14 protein-coding genes and 1 tRNA gene are annotated in these 19681 nt (G+C 70.5%); 9 read left to right on the top strand and 6 right to left on the bottom strand.

The window, feature by feature from the left end:
• Window positions 1-77: 77 nt before the first annotated feature.
• Window positions 78-2225, bottom strand: a complete 2148-nt coding sequence (locus IE226_RS09675) for an OmpL47-type beta-barrel domain-containing protein (protein ID WP_373306927.1) — start codon at window positions 2223-2225, stop codon at window positions 78-80.
• A gap of 53 nt (window positions 2226-2278) precedes the next feature.
• Window positions 2279-4849, bottom strand: coding sequence for a ThuA domain-containing protein (locus IE226_RS09670; protein WP_190080662.1), 2571 nt, complete (start codon window positions 4847-4849; stop codon window positions 2279-2281).
• 200 nt (window positions 4850-5049) lie between these two features.
• Here IE226_RS09670 and IE226_RS09665 point away from each other — a divergent pair, with 200 nt between their 5' ends.
• Window positions 5050-6108 carry a multicopper oxidase domain-containing protein gene (locus IE226_RS09665; protein ID WP_190080661.1) on the top strand — a complete coding sequence of 353 codons (1059 nt, stop codon included), beginning with the start codon at window positions 5050-5052 and terminating at the stop codon, window positions 6106-6108.
• On the opposite strand, the gene IE226_RS09660 is transcribed toward IE226_RS09665, so the two are convergent.
• Window positions 6105-6695: a HEAT repeat domain-containing protein gene (locus IE226_RS09660; RefSeq protein WP_190080660.1), complete on the bottom strand. Its 591-nt coding sequence runs from the start codon at window positions 6693-6695 to the stop codon at window positions 6105-6107. The two genes, IE226_RS09665 and IE226_RS09660, sit on opposite strands and share 4 nt — an antisense overlap.
• Window positions 6692-7681, bottom strand: coding sequence for a hypothetical protein (locus IE226_RS09655; protein ID WP_229870699.1), 990 nt, complete (start codon window positions 7679-7681; stop codon window positions 6692-6694). Before IE226_RS09655 ends, IE226_RS09660 begins: the two co-directional genes overlap by 4 nt.
• Window positions 7682-7830: 149 nt before the next feature.
• Here IE226_RS09655 and IE226_RS09650 point away from each other — a divergent pair, with 149 nt between their 5' ends.
• From IE226_RS09650 to IE226_RS09640, 3 genes are all read left to right on the top strand, one after another.
• A complete protein-coding gene (locus IE226_RS09650; RefSeq protein WP_190080659.1) occupies window positions 7831-9510 on the top strand; it encodes a GMC family oxidoreductase in 1680 nt (559 codons plus the stop codon).
• A 127-nt stretch (window positions 9511-9637) separates the two neighbouring features.
• The gene (locus tag IE226_RS09645) at window positions 9638-10612 is read left to right on the top strand and encodes a LacI family DNA-binding transcriptional regulator (protein WP_373306926.1); all 975 of its coding nucleotides are present in this window, start codon (window positions 9638-9640) and stop codon (window positions 10610-10612) included.
• A 586-nt stretch (window positions 10613-11198) separates the two neighbouring features.
• Complete coding sequence (locus IE226_RS09640; protein WP_190080657.1) at window positions 11199-11444, top strand: chaplin; 246 nt, start codon at window positions 11199-11201, stop codon at window positions 11442-11444.
• An 85-nt stretch (window positions 11445-11529) separates the two neighbouring features.
• Here IE226_RS09640 and IE226_RS09635 read toward each other — a convergent pair whose 3' ends face one another.
• Window positions 11530-12756 carry a glycoside hydrolase family 64 protein gene (locus IE226_RS09635; protein WP_190080656.1) on the bottom strand — a complete coding sequence of 409 codons (1227 nt, stop codon included), beginning with the start codon at window positions 12754-12756 and terminating at the stop codon, window positions 11530-11532.
• A gap of 222 nt (window positions 12757-12978) precedes the next feature.
• Here IE226_RS09635 and IE226_RS09630 point away from each other — a divergent pair, with 222 nt between their 5' ends.
• Both IE226_RS09630 and IE226_RS09625 read left to right on the top strand, forming a co-directional pair.
• A complete protein-coding gene (locus IE226_RS09630; RefSeq protein ID WP_190080655.1) occupies window positions 12979-13773 on the top strand; it encodes a VOC family protein in 795 nt (264 codons plus the stop codon).
• Window positions 13774-14037: 264 nt separating this feature from the next.
• Window positions 14038-14277: a WhiB family transcriptional regulator gene (locus tag IE226_RS09625; protein WP_190080654.1), complete on the top strand. Its 240-nt coding sequence runs from the start codon at window positions 14038-14040 to the stop codon at window positions 14275-14277.
• 12 nt (window positions 14278-14289) lie between these two features.
• On the opposite strand, the gene IE226_RS09620 is transcribed toward IE226_RS09625, so the two are convergent.
• Window positions 14290-16770, bottom strand: coding sequence for a hypothetical protein (locus tag IE226_RS09620; RefSeq protein ID WP_190080653.1), 2481 nt, complete (start codon window positions 16768-16770; stop codon window positions 14290-14292).
• Window positions 16771-16899: 129 nt separating this feature from the next.
• Here IE226_RS09620 and IE226_RS09615 point away from each other — a divergent pair.
• The 3 genes from IE226_RS09615 (at window position 16900) to IE226_RS09605 (ending at window position 19586) form a co-directional block, all read left to right on the top strand.
• Window positions 16900-16971: transfer RNA gene (locus IE226_RS09615), tRNA-Gly, on the top strand.
• Window positions 16972-17001: 30 nt separating this feature from the next.
• On the top strand, window positions 17002-18387 hold the full coding sequence (locus IE226_RS09610; protein ID WP_190080652.1) for an SDR family NAD(P)-dependent oxidoreductase: 1386 nt from the start codon (window positions 17002-17004) through the stop codon (window positions 18385-18387).
• A 2-nt stretch (window positions 18388-18389) separates the two neighbouring features.
• On the top strand, window positions 18390-19586 hold the full coding sequence (locus tag IE226_RS09605) for a leucine-rich repeat domain-containing protein (protein WP_190080651.1): 1197 nt from the start codon (window positions 18390-18392) through the stop codon (window positions 19584-19586).
• Window positions 19587-19681 lie beyond the last annotated feature (95 nt).

Here is a 19681-nt window from a genome sequence, read left to right as displayed (position 1 = left end):
CTGACAACAGCCCCCGCGCCCCTGGTCGGGGTGCGGGGGCCGCAGCGGGGCCGCTCAGAAAGGGGCTGAAGCCGTGACTACAGCTCCTTGATCCTGATGTCCCGGTACGAGATCACGTCAGTGACCCCGTGCACCTGCACCCCGACATAGCCGGACGAGTAACGCCGCCCGTCCGTGCCCGGATCGTCGCCACGCGGCGGCGTGAACTCCTGGCCGCCGGTGTTGTCGAACTCGTTGATCAGGACGCCGTTGCGGTAGATCGAGTAGTGCTGGTCCACCACCTTGATCTCGTAGTCGTTCCATGTGCCCTTCGGGGTGACGCCGGCGCCGGCGAGACCCACCCGGTCGAAGCCGTAGACCGACCCCGTCTTGTACATGTCGCCGTCAGGCCGGTCGAGCGCCTGGATCTCGTGCCCGTACTTGATGGCGACCCACTCCGGACGAGACTCCTCCGGGTGGTCGTGGACCTGCGGGAAGCGCACGAAGACACCGCCGTTGGCGTTGCCGTTGCCCGGCGCGTCGTCCCGCCACTGGAGCTTCAGCGAGAAGTCGCCGTACTTGCGCTCGGGGAACCACAGCATGCCCATGCCCTCGACGGTGGTGCTGCTGGTGATCGAACCATCCGCGTTCAGGCCGAACTTGCCGCCGCCGACCTGCTCCCACTTGTCCAGGGACGCCTGGGTGCCGTCGAAGATCTTGCGGTAGCCGTCCGTCTGGCCGGGCTTGCCGATGCCGGACTGCTTGGCAGCCTTGTTGATCTTGTTGTACTCGCGCTTGTCGATCTCACCGGCCGCGAGGAGCTTGTCCGTGACGTTCTTGACGTGCTTCAGGAAGAGCGCGTGGGACGTCCACTCCTTCTCGTCCTCGATCAACTCGTTGATGCGGCAACGGTTGTTGGTGACGCGGTTCGGGATGCCCGTGTCGACCGTGCCGACGATGACCGTGAGGCGCTCGTCGAACTCGGCGCAGTTGGGCGACGGGACGCCGCCGCCCTGGGCGACGGTGAACGAGACGTCCTCGGCCGCCGAGACGTTGCCCGCCTTGTCGCTCGCGCGGTAGGCCACCGTGTGCCGGCCCACGCGATCGACGACGACCGGATCGGCGTACGCGAGATACGGACCGCCGTCGAGCGAGTACTCGACCTTGTCGACACCGGAGTCGGCGTCGGTCGCGGTGACCGTCACCTTCGCCTTGCCGACGTACGCGCCGTCCGAGTTCTTGTCGCCCTCGACCTTCGCGGTGGTCTCCGGCGGTGTCTTGTCCTCGACCGGCGGCGTGACCACGGTGAACTCGACGGCCTTCTCGGCCGCCTGGTTGCCCGCCTTGTCGGCGGCCCGGTAGCGGATCTTGTGGGCGCCCGCCGCGTGGACCATGACCGGCGCGGTGTACGCCGTCCACTCGCCGCCGTCGCCGACCGCGTACTCGATCTTGTTGACGCCGGAGCCGGTGTCGGACGCCGTCACGGTGACGGTCGCCATCCCGACGTACTCGCCCTTGTCGTTCTTCTCGCCGGTCACCGTCGCCGAGGTCTCCGGCGGCGTCTTGTCGTCGGTCGACGGCGGTACCACCGTGAAGTCGACGGCCTTCTCCGCCGCCACGTTGCCCGCCTTGTCGCTCGCGCGATAGCGGATCTTGTGGGTGCCGACCTGGTCGACGACCACGGGCGCCGTGTACGGCTGCCAGGCGCCGTCCGCCCCGACCGCGAACTCCGTCTTGTCGACGCCCGAACCCTCGTCGGTCGCCGTCACCGCGACGGTGGCGGAACCGACGTACGCGCCGTCCGCGTTGGTCTGCCCCTCGACCTTGGCGGCCGTCACGGGAGCGGTGGTGTCCTCGCCGCCGCCCTCGGTCACCACGAGGATGCCCTGCATCGAGCCGTGGCCGGGGATCGTGCAGTGGTAGCGGTACCGGCCGGGCGTCAGGGTGACCTCGGCCGTGTGCTTGCCGCCCTGGTCGTCGTTCGGGTTGGCCAGGATGTTCAGCGGTACGTCGTTGTTGTACTCGGGGTCCGAGACGTCGAACGTCAGCGTGTGCGGCATGCCGGTGGTGTTGCCGGTCGCCTCACTGTTCTCGAAGACGATCGTCGTCGCGCCCGCGACCGCCGTGGTGGGCGCGGAGGCGTACTTGTCGATCGCGTTGTCGGCGGTCCAGGTCAGGGTCTGGGCCGCGGCGGCGCCCGGCCGGTCGGGCTGGCTCGCCGCCGTCGACGTCAGGCCGAGCACCATCAGGAGCGACGCGAACAGCGCCGTCCAGAGTCTTCGCTTGTTCACGGTGGGCATCATCCGGTCTTCCTTGCCAGGTCCTTGGCGGCCGGTGTGGCCTCGCCGCCCGAGTAAGTGACGCGCCAGAGCGCCGACTTGGAGTCCGAGGTGAAGAAACCGCGGCCGTAGTCGAGGACGTAGAGCGAACCGTCGGCGGCGAACTTCCAGTCCATGAGGTTCTTGATGCCGTCGTTGCCGATCGGAATGATCTTCTTCAGGGACTCGGCGTGCACGGGCAGACCGCCGCTGCCGACCGTCTTCGGGTCGGTCAGGACCGCGTGCCGGGGCTGGTCGGCGTCGTAGAAGTCACCGACGAACCACTTGCCGTCCCAGTACGAGGGCCACTTGTCCGCACTGGTGCTCGCGGCGTCGTAGCGGTAGACCGGGCCGTTCATCGTGGCTTGGCCGCCGCCCTTGAGCCACGGCAGGAGGATCTTCTGCTCCTCCGTCTTGTAGCTCGGCACGCCCTTCGCGTCGCGCGGGTAGTCGACGCCGCCGCCCTGCGGCGAGTACCAGATGTTGTTCGGCTCGGCCGGCGGGATGTTCACCAGACCGTCGTTGTTGGGCGACTCGTTCTTGAGGTTCTTGCAGTCGTACCAGCCGAGCGGCTTCGTCGGGTCCGGCAGATTGCGGTCGCGGTAGGGCTGGTTGTTGCCCATGCAGTACGGCCAGCCGCGGTTGGAGGCGTGGGTGATCGCCGCGAACGTGTCGTACTTGGCGGGCCCCCACGTCGTCGACGGAGCGCCCGCGTCCGGGCCGACCCAGCCCGCGTACAGCGTGTCCGTCTTCTTGTCGATGCTGATGCGCGCCGGGTTCCTGACGCCCATCACATAGATCTCGCCGCGCGTCTTGCCGCCGCCCTCGTCCGGCTCCTTGCCGGTGAAGAGGTTGCCCGAGGGGAGGGTGTACGTGCCGTCGTCCTCGGGGTGGATGCGCAGGATCTTGCCGTTGAGGTTGTTGGTGTTGCCCGCGGTGCGGCGCGCGTCGGCGAAGGAGACACCCTTGAAGTTGGGCTGCGGGTTGTTGCCCGAGTAGCCGTCGCTGAACTGCGAGGAGTTGTTGTCACCGGTCGCGATGTAGAGGTTGCCCTTGGAGTCCCAGGCCATCCCGCCGCCCGCGTGACAGCAGCTGTGGATCTGCACCGGCCACTTCAGGAGCACCTTCTCGCTGGCCATGTCCAGCTTGTCGGTGGCGCGGTCGAGCGTGAAGCGCGATACGTGGCGCTCGGCCATGTGCGTCTCGCGGTTGATCTTCGAGTGGGGTGTGTAGTGCAGGTAGACCCACCCGTTCTGCTCGAACTTCGGGTCCAGCTCGATACCGAGCAGACCCTCCTCGACCTTGATCAGCTCGTCGCCGCCGCCCTTGTTGCCGAAGACGGTCAGCGCGCCCGCGAGGGTCGACTTCTTGGTCTTGGGGTCGTAGACGTGGATCTCGCCCTTGCCCTTGCCGATGTCCGGGTTGTTCCAGTCGGTGATGACCGGCTGCGAGGAGTCGGCGCCGCCGCGGCCGATGTAGAAGACCTTGCCGTCGGGCGCGGTGACCAGGCCGTGCGGCTCGCCGATCTGGTCGTTCTTGCCCGGCTGGTTGGCCTGGGTCAGGCGCTGCGCCTTGTAGTTGGCGGTGATAGTCGACTTGCAGTCGGCGCGCGAGATGCGGGTCGTCCAGTTCAGGGCGCCGCGCAGGTGCTGGCGGAAGTCGGTCTCGTCGTACGAGGCCGCCGTGCCGCCCATGCCGGTGTAGAAAGAGCGTCCGCCGTCGTAGTCACGGCACCAGGAGACCGGGTGGTCGGCGCCGTTCTTGCTCTCGCCCGGCTGGTACGTCGACTCGCGGACGCGGGCCACGGTGTGGACCTCGCCGGACGGATTCTTGGTCCAGTTCAGCCACTGGTCGGGGCGCTTCCACTGCAGGGGCAGGTCCTTGGTGGCCGGGTGCTCCCGGTCGCCGACCTCGACGGTGGCGCGCTGCACGTTCGTCGGGCTGGAGTCGGCGGGACGGGCGCCGACCAGGCCGGTGAACCAGTTCGAGTACGGCTCGGCGCGGGCCGCGTCATGGATGCCGAGGAAGCCGCCACCCGCCTCCATGTAGGCCTCTAGGCCCGCTTCCTGCTCGGGGTCGAGGATGTCGCCGCCGCCGGTCAGGAAGGCGACGGCGTTGAACTTGCCGAGCTTGGCCTCGTTCGTGAAGACCGCAGGGTCGTCGGTCGCCACGATCTTGAACCGCTGGTCGGCAGGACCGGTCTGGCCGATCTTCTCGATGGCTTCGATACCGGCGTTCACGACCGGTGACTCGTCGCCGCCCGCCGCCGATCCGTGGAAGACGAGGACGCGTACGTTCGCCTGGCCGGGCGGCGAGGGAAGGGACATCGTTGTCATCGGCGGTTCGGGATAGGGCCGCGCGGTCGCGGACTGTGTGGACAGCGCGCCGGTGACCATGGCTCCGGAGAGCAGGGCGGCGGCCCAGGCCCGGCGCGAGCCGGTCCGGTTACGGTTCCGGTCCGGGCCGCTGCCCTGGTCCCGGGGGTTCGATCTGCGTCTGACTCTGCTCAACCCTCGTACAGCCAAGGGCTCTTGATGCGGTGTGAGCCGCATGAGTACACCCACCCCTCGTCGGTCACAGCAACAGGCGCGGACGAAGCTAGACCTCTTTTTGCCACTCGCCAATAGGTACGGACGGAATTCCGCGAACTTTGTCCTGCGTGTGGATAAACGAAGATCCCCCCGATACCGTGTGGCCGTCTCGGGGGCCACCTGCGCCCCGTCAGTCTCCGTACCGCAGTGGGGAGTTCGGCATGGACCGACGCAGCTTCAACCGGCGGATGCTCGTGGGCGGCGTGGCCGCGACGGCCGGGGTGACATCGTTGTCGCTGGCCGCCGCGCCCGAGGCGAGCACGGCCGAAGGGCCGAAGACCGCGCCGGCCGGTGGCGAGGTCCGCCGCATCAAGATGTACGCCGAGAAGCTGCCGGACGGGCAGATGGGCTACGGCCTGGAGAAGGGCAAGGCGTCCATCCCCGGCCCGCTCATCGAGCTGAACGAGGGCGACACCCTGCACATCGAGTTCGAGAACCTGATGGACGTCGACGCCAGTCTGCACGTGCACGGCATGGACTACGAGATATCCAGCGACGGCACCAGACACACCAAGAGCCACGTCGAGCCGGGCGGCAAGCGCACCTACACCTGGCGCACGCACGCGCCGGGCCGCCGCAAGGACGGTACCTGGCGGCCGGGCACGGCGGGCTACTGGCACTACCACGACCATGTCGTCGGCACCGACCACGGCACGGGCGGCGTGCGCAAGGGCCTCTACGGCGCGCTGATCGTGCGCCGCAAGGGCGACCTGCTGCCCGACAAGACCTTCACGATCGTCTTCAACGACATGACGATCAACAACAAGGCGGGCCACGACGCCCCCGACTTCGAGGCCACGGTGGGCGATCGGGTCGAGTTCGTCTCGATCACGCACGGCGAGTACTACCACACGTTCCACGTGCACGGTCACCGCTGGGCGGACAACCGCACGGGCCTGCTGACCGGCCCCGACGACCCCAGCCAGATCCTCGACGACAAGATCTGCGGTCCGGGCGACTCCTTCGGCTTCCAGGTCATCGCGGGGGAGGGGGTGGGCGCGGGCGCCTGGATGTACCACTGCCATGTGCAGAGCCATTCCGACATGGGAATGGCGGGCCTCTTCCTGGTGAAGAAGGCGGACGGCACGATCCCGGACTACGAGGCGCACCATGCTTCTTCGGCGAAGAAGTCTTCCGGGGACGCGAAGAAGTCTTCCGGGGACACGGAGAAGTCTTCGGGAGACGCGAAGACGTCTTCCGGCCATGAGCATCACGGCTAGGCGTTGCGCGGGGTCTTCAGGAGCGCGGCGAGCAGCTCTGCCCGGTCGTCCGCCGTGAAGTCCGCGTCCGCGTCCGCGTCGCGCTCGGCCCAGCCCGTGGCGCGCAGGGCTTCGAGGCGCTCGATGAGCGCCTCGCGCTGGGCGCGTGACGGCAGGACGAACCCGTGCCCGCCGGGTACGTTCATCAGCCCGAGCAGCAACTGCCGGTGCGCGCCCGGGGGTTCGGGTGCGGCCAGCAGGCGTTCGTACGCGTCGGGGGCGCCGCGGCGCAGGGCGTCGGCGACGCTGTGCGCCCGGATCTCCGGATCGGGCGATCTGGCCTGGCGCTCCAGGGCGTCGGCGGCGATCCCGGCGTGGTGTTCCTCTTCATACCGGAGCCACCGCAGCGTGGTGGCGGCCTGACGGCGGACGCTGATCTCCGGGTCGTGTTCCAGGAGGCCGACGAGGCCCTCGACGGCACGGCCCTCCACCGGCGAGCCCGTAGCGACCGGGTCGAGGGCGTCGGCAGCGGAGGCGCGGACGGCGGGGTCGGGGTGGCGCCGTCCAGGAGGAGGCCGCCCCGGCGCTCGGCGGGCCGTTGCCGTCATCCGCCGACCGCGCTGATGTCGAGCACCGTCCAGGCGGTGTACGGCTTCTCCTGTACGTAGATGCGCGGACCGCGGCTGACCGTTCTGCAGCGGCCGAGCGGGGCGCCGTCGGGGCCGGTGAGCCGGCCGGAGGCGTACGGCCGGACCTCCTGGTGGCGGAGCTCGGCGTCGACCAGCCGGTCGTGGTCGTCGCCGTAGCCGCCGAGGAAGGTCACCCGGCCCTGGTGCACGGCCAGGGCGGTGGCTGCCTTCGTGCCGTTCGCGCGCTGCCGCACCGAGCCGTCGGGGCGGACCTCCAGGAGGGTGAAGTCGCCGTAGGCGCAGACCCAGACGGACTCCTCGGCGACGTTGAGCGCATAGCAGTCCCAGATCTCGCTGCCGCCCTCCGCCGCCTTGTAGGCCCACAGCGGTTCGCCGCCCGCGGACCAGGACCGCAGACCCGGATGGCTGAGCTCGTCGTCCCCGAAGACGCCTTCGTCGAAGTAGCCGACCCACAGGCGGCCCGCTCGGTCGGTAAGGAGGTCCTCGACGGCGTCCCCGACGCGGAACGCCCATGACTCCCGTCCGAGTACGTCGAAGACCTGGACATGCTGCTCGGACCGGCGGCTGCGACTGTCCGCCACGACGAAGCCGCCGTCGGGCAGTGCGTCGATGCGCGGATACCTTGCTCGCAGCGCGTTCAGCTCCGTGGCGTGGTCACGGCCGTCGGTGTCGACGGTGACCACCAGCGCGTCGTAAGGCTTCATCGCGCCGCGTCCGCGCCCCGGCTCGCGTGCGGTGAGCAGCCAGTGGGCCTGCCCGAAGGCGTCGACCGTGCTGTGCGCGATGTGACGGTCGTGGTGGCGGCGCGGCAGCCGGGCGTACGGGGTGAGGTGTGTCTCCGGCGTGCTGCTCTGCTGCGTGTGCTGGGTGAGCTGGGTGTGCTGCGTGGGCTGTGGCGCGGGCGGCTGGACGGCGTGTTCGGCATCGGCCTTTCTGGTCGTCATGTGGAGATCCTGTAGGACACTCCGCTCCACGCGCCATCCCTTTACCCAGAGGTCCACGTCGGGTGTATTTCTGGTACGGCTCATCCACGCGCAACGCCCCCACGTCCCCTGTGAGCATCCTCCGCGAACAGCCATTCAAGGGAGTCGAGTTGAGCAAGGACAGCGTGTACGACTACGTCATCGTCGGTGCCGGCTCCGCCGGATGTGTCCTCGCCGCCCGGCTCTCCGAGGACCCCGCGGTGCGGGTGGCCCTCGTCGAGTCGGGGCCGCGCGACCGGAAGCCCGAGATCCGTATTCCGGCGGCGTTCCCGAAGCTGTTCAAGACGCGCTACGACTGGGACTACTCCACCACGAAGCAGTCCGCGCTCGGGGGCCGTGAGCTGTACTGGCCGCGCGGCCACACCCTGGGCGGCTCGTCCTCGCTCAACGCCATGATGTGGGTGCGCGGTCACCGCGACGACTACGACGCCTGGGGCGAGGCCGCGGGGCCCGAGTGGTCCTACGAAGCGCTCGTGCCCTACTTCCGGCGTGCGGAACGGTGGACGGGCGGGCCCGGCGGAGCAGGTGCGCGGGGCACGGCGGGTATGGCAGGTACGGCGGGTATGGCAGGTACGGCGGGCACTGCGGGCATGGCGGGCATGGCGGGCACGGACAGCGTGTACGGGAGCGAAGGGCCGCTCTGGATCTCCCCGCCCCGCGCCGCCAACCCGTCCACCGCCGCGTTCCTGGACGCCTGCCGCGAGGCGGGTCTGCGCGAGCTGGCGGAGCTGAACGAACCCGATCACAGCGGCTTCGCGCTCACGCCGGTCAACCAGCGCCGCGGGCGCCGCTGGAGCGCCGCCGACGGGTATCTGAAACCGGCGAGGCGCCGCCGCAACCTGCACATCCTCACCGAAGCACGCGTGCGCAGACTGGAGTTCGACGGGACGCGCGTGGCCGGCGTCATCGCCGACGGTGTTCCCGGCAGGCTGATCGCCCGCCGCGAGGTGATCCTCAGCGCGGGCGCCATCGGCTCCCCGCAGCTCCTGCAGGCCTCCGGAGTCGGCGACCCGGACGATCTGTCGAAGGCGGGCATCGAACCACGCATCGAATCCCGAGGCGTGGGCCGCCACCTCCAGGACCACCTCTCCTACGTGGTCACCATGCGCTGCCCGCAGCCCGTCACACTGACCGGCGCGGACTCCCTCGCCAACGTCGGCCGCTTCCTGCTCGGCGGGCGCGGCCCGCTCACCTCGAACGTCGGTGAGGCTGTCGCCTTCATCAAGACGAGGCCCGAACTGGCCGCCCCCGACATCGAGTTGATCTTCGCCCCCGTCCCCTTCATCAATCACGGCCTGACCCCGCCCACCGAACACGGCATCACCATCGGTGTGGTGCTGCTCCAGCCGGAGAGCGAGGGCCGCATCACCCCGAAGGGCCCGGGCGTCGGCTCCGCGCCCTACATAGACCCCGGCTATCTGACGGCGGAGGCCGACCTCAGCACCCTTGTCGCCGGGGTGCGCCGCGCTGAGGAACTGCTCGCGGGCCGCGCGCTGGCCCCGTACACCGCCGGTCCGATGGGCCCGCATCCCGGCACGGTCGACGACGCGGCGCTCGCCCGGACGATCCGAGGGGCGTCCGAGACGCTGTACCACCCGGTCGGCACCTGCCGGATGGGCAGCGACGAGGGCTCGGTCACCGACCCGGAGCTGCGGCTGCGGGGCGTGACGGCGCTGCGGGTCGTGGACGCGTCGGTCATGCCGCGCATCACGCGCGGCCACACGCACGCCCCCACGGTGGCGCTCGCGGAGAAGGCGGCCGAGCTGATCAGGGCGGATGCCCGGAGGTGACGCGGGCGGGGGGTGCCTTCCCGCCACGCCCGCCGGCCGTATCCTGACCGGCGCACACCCGCAGGACCGCCCCGAGGAGCCCCACGTGACCGAGCCGAGCGCCGCACCGCGCCCCACCCTGGAGGCCGTGGCCGCCCGGGCCGGGGTCTCCAGGGCCACGGTGTCCCGCGTGGTCAACGGCGACGCGGGCGTGCGCGAGGTGCTCGCCGAGAAGGTCAGGGAAGCGGTCGACCAGCTCGGCTACGTGCCGAATCGCGCCGCCCGGAGCCTGGTGACCCGCCGGCACGACGCGGTGGCCGTAGTGATCGCCGAGCCGGAGACGCGGGTCTTCGCGGACCCCTTCTTCGCCTTGCAGCTGCGAGGCATCAGCAAGGAGCTGACGTCACGCGACGTGCAGCTGGTGCTGCTGCTCACGGAGGGGCGTGACGATCATGAGCGGGTCGGCCGCTATCTGTCGGGGGGCCATGTGGATGGCGCCCTTGTCTTCTCCCTGCACCTGGACGATCCGCTGCCCGGCATCATCCAGGGCGCGGGGGTGCCGACGGTGTTCGGCGGCCGTCCGGGGTGGCCGGAGGGGACGGTGACCTCTCCGTACGTCGACTGCGACAACCGCGGCGGAGCGCGGGACGCGGTGCGCCACCTGGTCTCGCTCGGCCGCACTCGCATCGCGCACATCACCGGAGAGCTCGACCAGACGTCGGCGGTGGACCGCCTCGACGGCTTCCGCGACGTCCTGCCGGACGCGGGGGAGAGGTTCGTCGCGCAGGGCGACTTCACCCCGGCGGGCGGGGAGCGCGCGATGCGCGAGCTGCTCGACCGCGTTCCCGACATCGACGCGGTCTTCGCGGCCAACGACCTGACGGCGTCGGGGGCGCTGCGGGTGCTGCGGGAGCGGGGGCGCCGCGTGCCTGAGGACGTCGCGGTGGTGGGCTTCGACGACATGCTGGCGGTCGCCGAGCAGGTGGACCCGCCGCTGACCACGGTGCGCCAGGACATCGAGGAGATGGGCCGCCTGATGGCCCGCATGCTCCTCGCCAAGGGCGAGCTCCCGACGGAAAGCGTGGTCCTGCCGACGAAACTGGTACGCCGGGGCTCGGCGTAACCGCCTCACGGGCTTCCCGCCCGCCTGCTTCCCCGCTTCCCCGGCTTCCCCCGGGTCTCCCGCTTCCCCGCTCGCCGGCTCCTCGCTCGACCGCCTCCCCGTTTGTCCGCCCGTCCGCTTCCCGCTCCCCGCCTCCCTCCTCCCTGCTCCCCGGCCCGCCTGCGCGGCCGGGTCCCGGCGGCCTCTGCTGTGCCGGACGGCTCCCTGGCGTCTGCTCGGGCGGGTCCGGGGCGGGAGCCCCGCGTCTGCCTCGGCGGCTTCGGAGCGGGGCCTCGCGTGTGCCCGGGCGGGTTCGGGGGTGGGTGGCTTGCGTCTGTCCAGGCGGGTTCGGAGCGGGAGCCCGCGTCTGCCTGGACGGGTCCGGAGCGGGGGCCCCGCGTTTGCTCGGGTGGGCCGGAGGTCAGGGGGCGCCGTTCCGCGGATGTGGCGGTTCTGGCCCGCCCCGCGCGGCTCCCCGCTAACCCGATTCAGCTGTTTATCCCACTAACGGGTGTCCTCGTTCCCCCGCCCGGGTCACCCGCGTTTCTGTCCTGCGGTGACCGGGTGAGGCTCGGTGCAGCACTTCTCCCCATACGGAGGTATCACCATGCGCAAGCGCGCAATCCTGGCAACAGCGGCCTTCGCCGCGGTCACCGTCATCGGCGGGGCGAGCACCGCCGCCGCCGCCGACCCCGACCCCGGCGCCAACGCCGACGGAACGGCCGCGAACTCGCCCGGCGTCCTCAGCGGAAACCTCCTGCAGGTGCCTGTGCACGTCCCCATCAACGTGTGCGGCGACTCCGTGAACATCGTCGGCCTGCTCAACCCCGCATCGAACAACACCTGCGAGTAGGTCCCGCCGAAACGGCACACCGCCCCGTCGCGACCAGTGCGCGACGGGGCGGTCCGGGTCCGGGTCCGGGCGGACGAGGCCGCGGCTAGGAGCCCACGCTCACCGTGAACCTGCGCGGGTTGCCGTCATGCGCCGCGCCGGAGACATCGGGCTCCCCGTCCGGGCGGACATCGTCGTACGGGAACGCGTACCCGATGGGCGAGTTCGCGTGGACCACCCGGGCCCAGTGATTGGTCACGTCGCCCTTGTAGTAGTCCCCGGCGCCGGCTCCGTTCGGCTGCTCCGGGTGCGACAGCATGATGCTCCGGTTGAACCCCGCCGCGAGCCGCGCGAGCAGCCCCTTCTTGTCGTCGTTGTCGCCGGGGTTGTTGGTGAAGGGGCCGTGGTTGCAGGTGAAGATGTCCTTCGACGTCGGCTTCGGGAACGTGTGCCCGCCGTTGAAGGTCAGCGTGTCGCCGCTCACCCGGCCGGTGAAGACGCCCCGGCCGCCCTGGAGGTCGATCTTCAGGTCGGTGCCGCGGTACTTCTCCCACGTCTCGTCGATGTAGCTGTTGAACACGTCCCTGAACGGCATCTCGTTCGGACGGTCGAAGTACGGGGCCATGAGGTTCTGCGGCGAGATGACCCGCAGCACCTTGCCGTCGTCACCGCGGATCACCAGGTCTCCCCAGGGCTGCCCGTCCTTGCCCTGCTGGGCGACGAGATCGGAGGCGATCTTGTCGACGGCTCCGTCCGGCAGCGGAGCCACCGTATGCGTGCCGTCCCCCTCCAGGGTCAGGCCGATGGGCAGGGCCGTGACGAGATCGACGTAGCTGATGTTGGCGTACAACTGCTGGGTGTTGAAGGTGAATTCGCAGAACGACCAGGTGCGCCCGTAGTTGGGGTCCTCCTCGGTCGCGAAGGCGGGCTCCACCAGAGAGGGGCCGGGGTTGAGGAAGAAGTCGAGCTTGTCGTCGCGGACGAAGTAGACGCGGGCGCCGTACATCTGAGGCAGCGTCAGGATTTTGGGGGCCGACCCCGCCGCGCCGAGGGGAATCGCGCAGTCGACGGGCAGCGGGGTCTCCGGGGCCGACGGCGAGTCGGGACGGTAGACGCCGCCGTCCGGCTTCAGCAGGACCCAGCGGTCGGTGCCCTGCTCGTGCCCGGTGACATAGGCGTTCACCTTGCCCGGCAACGACTTGTTCTGCAGGGCGAGTTCGCAGGTCGCCGGGGCGGCCTTCGCGCGGGGGCTGAGGGCGCTTCCCCAGACGGGGTAGGTGAGGGCTCCGGCGGCAGCGGTGGCGGTGGACAGGAACACTCGACGCGATATCACGGAAGGTCTCCCGGGATGTGTGGGGGGATGTCGTGCAGCCGTGGGGGGTGGCTGGCGTTGTGGTGCGACCACTGTTGCGTCGGCCAATTGGGGCGTCAAGAGTTGTGGCTGAGAGCGCTCTCAAATTCCTGCTTCTTTCACAAGGTGGCAGCAGGCGCGCACTGTCAGTGCCGGGTGCCAGACTCAAGGGGACGGAAGAGAGTTGCGACAAAGGAGTCGATCATGCTCAATACCCGTTATGTCGCAGGAGCCCCCGCGTGGGTCGAGCTCGGCACCCCGGACCCGGAAGGTGCCCATGCCTTCTACCGCGCGCTGTTCGGCTGGGAGTTCCAGCCTGGCGGAGCCGAATTCGGTGGTTATGGCATGTATCAGGCGGGCGGGAAGACCGTGGCGGGCGTCATGACCGTCACCGCCGATCAGGCACCTCCTGCCTGGACGCTCTACTTCAAGACGCCGGACGCCGCCGCCACGGCCAAGACGGTCGAGCAGGCCGGCGGCACCACGGTGTACGAGGCGATGGACGTCGGCGACCTCGGACGCATGGCGGTTTTCAATGACGCCCAAGGGGTCGGCTTCGCCGTATGGCAGTCCGGCACGCTGAAGGGCCTCGACCTGGTCGACGCCCCCGGCAGCCTGTGCTGGACCGAGCTCTACACCCCGGACATCAAGGGCGCCCGGGAGTTCTACGGCTCGGTGTTCGGCTGGGGCGCCTCCACCCAGGCCTTCGAGGGCGGTTCGTACACGATGGTGCACCCCGCGGGCGGCACCGAGAACGACATGTTCGCCGGCCTGTGGCCGCTGTCCGACGCCCCGGAGGAAGCCGAGGCCGGTCCGTACTGGACTCCGTACTTCCAGGTGACCGACATAGACGCGGTGCTCGCCAAGGTCGAGCCGGCCGGGGGCGCGGTGCGGGTGGCCCGCATGGACCTCGCGGGCGTCGGCAGCTTCGCCAAGCTCGCGGACCCGGCGGGGGTGCGGTTCGCCCTGATGCAGCCGGAGGCGCCGAGCGCGGGCTGAGCGCGGACTGAGGGGGGCGTTACCGAACGGGACGGAACGGAATGCGGGGCGCCGCAAACGAAACCGTCCCGTCCGGCAACCGCGCCTGCACCCGCATCTGCGCCCGCAACCGCAACCGCAACCGCAACCGCGCCCGCATCCGCACCCCCGCCCGCGTTTCGCCGAGCCCCTCCAGGGCAAGCAGCAGGAGCCCGAAACAGCGCACGTAGTAGCGTTGATCGTTCGTTGATCCCTTGTTTCGCGCGCCCTGCAAGCATCGGTGACATGCAGATCCACACGACAGCCGAGCCGGAACTCGCCTGGCAGGAGCAGGCCCTGTGTGCCCAGACGGGATCCGATTTCTTCTTTCCCGAGCCGGGCAGCTCCGTGCGTGAGGCCAAGTACATCTGCCGGCTCTGCGAAATGCGTCCGGCCTGCCTCGAGTACGCCCTGACCCACGACGAGCGGTTCGGCGTCTGGGGTGGACTCTCCGAGAAAGAGCGGCTTCAGCTCAGGCGTACATGACCGTCGGCCTCCTCAGGCGTACGTGACCGTGAACCTCCTCGTCCCCGCCGGGATGTGCACGTCGTCCCCCGCCACCGTCAGGTCGCGGCCGTCAGCCGTCACCGCCTGCACGGGGCCGAAGCGGCACGGATAGACGTACCGCACGCGCTCCGGCGCCCGCGTGATCTCCACGGTGACCTTGCGGTCGTCCGCGTCATGGGTGAGCCGGTAGCCGAACGGCGTGCCGAACAGGTTCGGGGCGTCGGCGACGGCCACCGAAGCGCCGTCCGGCACCCAGTGCGGACGTACGCCCGGAGCGATGTAGAGATGCGGGTCGCGGTCCTCGTCGGCCTCGAAGAAGAGGATGTCGCGGATCAGGAGCAGGTACTCGGCCGCCGCCCAGCCGTGCGGGATGTCCCCCATGTACCAATGGCGCGAGGGGACTTCGTGGTAGTCGGAGGCGATGGGAAAAGCGTGCTGCTCGTTCCACGCGCCGAGCGCCGCCGCCCGCTCGTCGGACCGCGGCAGCGAAGCGCCCATGATCCAGCCGAGCAGCGCGTCCATCCGGACGGTGTCGCCGGCGAGCAGGTAGGCGTGCGCCAGCTGCGTGGTGAGGTAGGGGCCGTAGGCGTTCCAGGCCGCCTCGTGCCGGTAGCCGCCGGTCACGAAGTGCGCGTACATCGTGTCGAGTGTCCAGCGGGCCGCCCGGTCGATGTCCTCGCCCAGTTTGCTGCCCATATGCAGCCGCAGCGGATGGAAGAACGCCGCCGTGCCGATCATCGTCGAGTCGAGCCGGCCGACGTCACCGGGCCCGGTCGGGATGTACGTCTCCCAGGCGCCGCGCCTGCGCTGCTCCTCCAACACCCAACGCACCGATGCCGCCGTGGCCCGCTTCAAGTCGTCGAAGGCACCCCAGAGTTCCGGCACGTCGGGCGAGCCGATCCGCTCCGCGAGGCGCGCCGCCTCGTACAGACCCGCGAGCCCCCACAGGTCGTCCCAGTAGTGCGGCTTGTCGCGCTCGCCCAGGTGCTCGGCGCTCCAGCCGCTGTGCAGCAGGCCGTACTGATCGCGATTGTCACGCAGCCACCGGGCGCCGTCGATGACGTACGGCGTGTAGAGCTTCGCGCCGAACGCGGTGGCGCGGCCGTGCGTCCGGTCGAAGCGGCCGATCGCCCACAGAGCCTGGCCGTTGCTGTCCCACTCCCGGTCGTCCTTCTCGTGCGGCCCGCCGTAGAAGCCGTACTCGGCGCACGGCCCGATGCGGCCCGAACCGCGGTTGAACTTGAGCGGATAGTGCGTGCCCAACTGGCGCTCGGCCAGAGCCGCGTCGCCGACCAGCGAGCATGCCGTGGCCTCGACGGACGAGTCACGGATCCAGAAGGAGTCGTACACCGTCGGGCCCGGGTGGATCTCGCCGTGATCGGAGAGAATCAGGAGCTGCGAGCGGCACTGACGGAACTGGTCCGCCAAGTGTGAGACAGAGCGCGGCAGTTCGGGCTGCACTCCCTGCGCGATCAGCTTTTCCGTCCAGAAGACGCGGTTGGCCTCCTCCAGAGCCGTGGCGGGAGTGGCCCTGATCTCCGCCAGATCGGCGGCACCGCTGTAGAGGTCGACGGGAAGCCGTACGTCGAGCTCGAACAGCTCGTCGTCCACGACGCGATAGGGCCAGGCGAACGCCGCGCTGCACAGCCCGGCGATCTGGTCCTGCGCCTGCGGAGCACCGTTCAGCTTGCCGCCCGTGACCAGGTCGTGGAACGGATTGCGGGTCAGATAGGAGCCAGGGTCGTACGTGAAGTCCGGATTGCCGTACACGCCGTACTGCTCGGGAGGCGTGTCGAACACCGGGCCCCAGCCACTGTTGGTCTCCACCCGCCCCTCGTCCGGCAGATGCCGCAGATAGGTCAGCCGCCGGTCCGTGATCTGACGGCCGTTGCGGTCATGCCGCTGGAAGCCGCTCGGCCCGGCGGGCATGACGGCCGCGCACAGCCAGCCCTCGCGCGGCTGCCCGGTCGCGCTGCCCACGGTCAGGCGGGTCACGACGAGGTCCCGCTGCCGCGGGCCGATGGCCGTTCCGAAGGTCCGCTGCACGAACTCGGTGCCGTCGGCGGTGCGGAACGTCGTCAGGACCACCGGAAGATGCGGCGCCTCCATACGCTGGCCGACGGCCCCGGCGTCCGTCAGCTGCGGCAGGCGCACGGCGCCGGTCGACGGCGAGTAGAAGAAGAAGGACAGGCAGTACTTGTCGTAGACCGGCTCGATCTCACCCGCCTGTCCGATCAGGGACTCCTGGCGGTGGTCCTTGACGCCCACCATGTGCCAGTAGCGGTACAGGGCGTTCGAGGCGAAGGCCGCCTCCTTCGACTCGTACGTTCCCCGGTCGAAGTCGTCGCTCCAGCGCCGGAAGGCCGCCTGCGCCCACCACGGGACGGGGTAGGGGATCCGCGCCCGCCCCGCCCAGCCTCGCCACATGACCTCGTAGAACATCCACTCATGGGTCTGTGCCATCTGTGCCATGGGTTCCACCCCCGTGCCCACCGTTGCACCGGGGCGGGCGGTCGTAAATCGGTTCGGCACGGCGGTCCTGCCGTGGTTAAGATCCGGGAGCGCGGGCGGACCGAAATCTCCTGGTCCACGCGTGTGCGCGGTCCTGTAGAGCAGAGGCAGACTCGCCGCTATGCCATGGCGGATACGCCGGTTCGAATCCGGCCGGGACCACGAGCGGACGGCACGGGTGGGGCGGGACGGATGAGCGAGGGCGGCGGTATCAGCGAGGCGGACCTCGCGGTCTTCCACGACATGGTCGGCAAACTCCGCGAGCTGCCGGTCGACGACCCGGTGCGGCTGCGGGCCGAGCAGGTCGCCGCGTCCTTCGCCCGCGACGGCCGGCTGCGCAGGCGCAAGGCGCGCGGCGCCGAACTCTCCGCCGCCGACGCGGCCGTGATGGCCGCGACCGCCACCGGCTCCGGCGACCGCCGTGAGGACGCGCCGCTGGTCGCCGAGGGGGCCGGCGCTTCTGCCGGGGTGTTCCGCAAGCCGCGGCCCTGCTATGTCTGCAAGACGTCGTATCGACAGGTCGACTCCTTCTACCACCGGCTCTGTCCCGACTGCGCCGCCGACAATCGCGCTCGGCGCGCGCTGCGCACGGATCTGGGCGGACGGCGCGCGCTGCTCACCGGGGGCCGGGTGAAGATCGGCTTCCAGCTGGCCCTGATGATGCTGCGCGACGGCGCCGAGCTCCTGGTCACCAGCCGCTTCCCGCACGACACCCGGCGCCGCTTCCGTGCGGTGCCGGGCAGCGAGAAGTGGCTCGACCGGCTTACGGTGCTCGCCGTCGACCTGCGTGATCCGCGTCAAGTGCTCGGCCTGTGCGAGGAGTTGCGGCAGGAGGGCGAGCCGCTGGACATCCTGGTCAACAACGCGGCGCAGACGGTACGGAGGCCGCCGGAGTCGTACGCGGCGCTCACGGCGGGGGAGTCGGCGGAACTGCCCGCGGGTTCCCGTGGCGCGCCCGGGTTCCGGCCCATGCGGGCGCTTGACGCTCCCGCCGCCGGGGGCGCGCTCGCCCTTGTCCTGCCTGAGTCCGATGTCCCGCGCGACTCCGATCTGCTCCGTGCCGCCGACGAGGCTGGTCTGCTGCGTGATCCCTCGCCGGAGAACTCCTGGTCAGCCCGGCTCGGGGACCTCGACCCCGCCGAGGTCCTGGAGACCCAGCTGGTCAACGCGCTGGCCCCGGCCCTGCTCTGCGACCGGCTGCTGCCGCTGCTCCTCGCCTCGCCGCGTCCCCGTACGTACATCGTCAATGTCACGGCGGTCGAGGGCCGCTTCGCGGTGCGCAACAAGATGGCAGGGCATCCGCACACGAACATGGCCAAGGCAGCCCTGAACATGCTCACCCGCACCAGCGCGGCCGAACTCGCCGAGCGGGGCGTGCACATGTGCGCCGTCGACACCGGCTGGATCACCGACGAGAATCCCGCCCCCAAGAAGGACCGCATCGCCGACGCGGGCTTTCGTACACCGCTCGACGTGGTGGACGGCGCGGCCCGGATCTACGACCCGATCGTGCGGGGCGAGGCGGGCGCGCCGGTCTCGGGGGTCTTTCTCAAGGACTATCGGGAGGCGGAGTGGTAGGCGTGGAGCCCGGCAGCGGGCCGTTCGCGGGGGTACCCCCGGTCGTGCCGCGTCCCGCGGCCGAACTGGGGCCGCTGCTCGACTGGTTGCGTGGCGGGCGACCGGCGGGGGAGCGGCTCGACTTCGCGGCAGGGACGGTGCTTCCGGACGGGCGGCTCGACCTGTGCAAGCAGTCCCTCGGAGCAGAGGGCGCCGCGCTGGTCGCCGAGGCACTCCGGGGTGACGGAGCTGCCGGGGCGGAAGGCCGTTCTCCTGTACGGCACTTGCTGCTCGGCACGGACGGGCTCGGGGACGAGGGGGCGGCCGTCGCGGCGCAGGCGGCAAGCGGCGACGCGGGCCCCACCGGCGTCGAGACGCTCTATCTGGGCTGTAACGGCATCACCGCCGGTGGCGCCTGCCGCATCGCCGACCAGTTGCGGGCCTCGCCGCAGGTCGTGACCGGCGTCTGGCTGAAACGGAACCCGCTGGGGGCGCAGGGGGGCGCCGCTGCCGGCGAACTCATCGAATCCGTACGGGCGTTGCGCACGCTCGACCTGGTGCAGACCGGGCTCGACGCGGCCGGGACGGCGGTCCTCGTCGACGCGCTGCTCGCGGCGGCGGATGCCGGGCGGCGTGTCGAGCGGGTCTTCCTGGGCGGCAACGCGCTCGGGCCGCGGGGCGCGGTGCCGCTCGGCGAGCTGATCGCCCGGGGCGGAGTGCGTGAACTGTACGTATCGGCGGCGGGGCTTGGTGACGGGGGAGCGCTGCTGATCGCCGAGGCGCTGGAGCGTGCGCCATGGGGGGCGCTCGAACGCCTCTCCCTCGCGAGCAACGGCGTCGGGCCGCGGGCCGCCGCCCGGCTGGTCGCGGGGGCCGTGACCGCCGGCGTGGAGTTGCTGGACCTCGGCAGGGTGCGGGCCGCGGGGGCGCTTGGTGCGGCGGACAATCGCCTCGACGAGGCGGGGGCTGCTTCCGTCGCGGAGAGCCTTGCCGCGGTCGAGCACCGCCTGGCCCACCTGGTGCTCAGCCATACCGGTCTGCGCAGCCGGGGGGCCCACCGGCTCCTGGACACCGCCGGGCGGGCACTTACGCCCACGCGGTTCGTGCTCGGGCAGGGGATCGCGGCGAGCGTCAAGCGACGGCTTGCCGCGTTCAGCGCGGGGGTCGCGGTGCTTTCGGTGCCGGGGGATGTTGCTGCTGTGCGCAGCGTGCATCGCTGAGGGGGGGGAGGGCGAGGGCTGGGGCTTACGGGGCTTGGGGGTGCGCTCATCGACCTGCGGGCCGGTGGGGGCTTGTCGCGCAGTTCCCCGCGCCC

This window comes from Streptomyces longisporoflavus (assembly GCF_014649775.1).
GTDB classification, from domain to species: domain Bacteria; phylum Actinomycetota; class Actinomycetes; order Streptomycetales; family Streptomycetaceae; genus Streptomyces; species Streptomyces longisporoflavus.
The sequence above is the reverse complement of the archived record's forward strand: the minus strand, read 5'-3'. Positions and strand labels throughout refer to the sequence as shown.

Coding starts and splice junctions, on each gene's coding strand:
- IE226_RS09675 (WP_373306927.1), bottom strand. CDS start 2,225: ATGGTGCTCGGCCTGACGTCGACGGCGGCGAGCCAGCCCGACCGGCCG.
- IE226_RS09670 (WP_190080662.1), bottom strand. CDS start 4,849: ATGCGGCTCACACCGCATCAAGAGCCCTTGGCTGTACGAGGGTTGAGC.
- IE226_RS09665 (WP_190080661.1), top strand. CDS start 5,050: ATGGACCGACGCAGCTTCAACCGGCGGATGCTCGTGGGCGGCGTGGCC.
- IE226_RS09660 (WP_190080660.1), bottom strand. CDS start 6,695: ATGACGGCAACGGCCCGCCGAGCGCCGGGGCGGCCTCCTCCTGGACGG.
- IE226_RS09655 (WP_229870699.1), bottom strand. CDS start 7,681: ATGACGACCAGAAAGGCCGATGCCGAACACGCCGTCCAGCCGCCCGCG.
- IE226_RS09640 (WP_190080657.1), top strand. CDS start 11,199: ATGCGCAAGCGCGCAATCCTGGCAACAGCGGCCTTCGCCGCGGTCACC.
- IE226_RS09630 (WP_190080655.1), top strand. CDS start 12,979: ATGCTCAATACCCGTTATGTCGCAGGAGCCCCCGCGTGGGTCGAGCTC.
- IE226_RS09625 (WP_190080654.1), top strand. CDS start 14,038: ATGCAGATCCACACGACAGCCGAGCCGGAACTCGCCTGGCAGGAGCAG.
- IE226_RS09620 (WP_190080653.1), bottom strand. CDS start 16,770: ATGGCACAGATGGCACAGACCCATGAGTGGATGTTCTACGAGGTCATG.
- IE226_RS09610 (WP_190080652.1), top strand. CDS start 17,002: ATGAGCGAGGGCGGCGGTATCAGCGAGGCGGACCTCGCGGTCTTCCAC.